1 protein-coding gene is annotated in these 539 nt (G+C 76.8%); it reads left to right on the top strand.

The genetic code is table 11. From position 1 onward, the window contains the following. Positions 1 to 539, top strand: a 539-nt coding sequence (locus tag HMPREF3099_RS09920) for an aminotransferase class V-fold PLP-dependent enzyme (protein WP_371327533.1), incomplete at both ends; no start/stop codon positions are given.

Below are 539 nucleotides of genomic sequence, written 5' to 3'. Positions count from 1 at the left end.
TCGCCAGCACCGGCGCCCGCCTCCGTGAGGTCGGCACCACCAACCGCACCCACCTGCGCGACTACGCCGAGGCCGTCACCCCGGACACGGGCTGCATCCTCAAGGTGCACCCGTCCAACTTCCGCGTGGAGGGCTTCACCTCCGGCGTCGATGCCGGCGAGCTCGCCACCCTGGGCGTCCCGGTGGTGCACGACGTCGGCAGCGGCCTGCTCGCCCCCGACCCCGCCCTGCCCACCGAGCCCGACCTCACCACCGCCCTGGCCGCCGGCGCCCACCTCGTGACGGCGAGCGGCGACAAGCTCCTCGGCGGTCCGCAGGCCGGCCTCGTCCTGGGCGATGTCGCGCTCGTCCAGCGCCTGCGTCGTCACCCGTTGGCCCGCGCCCTGCGCATCGACAAGCTCACCGCCGCCGCGCTCGAGGCCACCCTGCGCAGCCCGTCCACCCCCGTGGCCGACGCGCTCCACGCCACGCCGGACGCCCTCGCCGCGCGCACCCGCGCCCTGGCCGCCCAGCTCGGCCTCGAGGTCGTGCCGGTCGAG

Origin of the sequence: Kytococcus sp. HMSC28H12 (assembly GCF_001816045.1) — a bacterium.
GTDB classification, from domain to species: domain Bacteria; phylum Actinomycetota; class Actinomycetes; order Actinomycetales; family Dermatophilaceae; genus Kytococcus; species Kytococcus schroeteri.
This window is presented reverse-complemented; position numbering and strand designations above follow the sequence as displayed.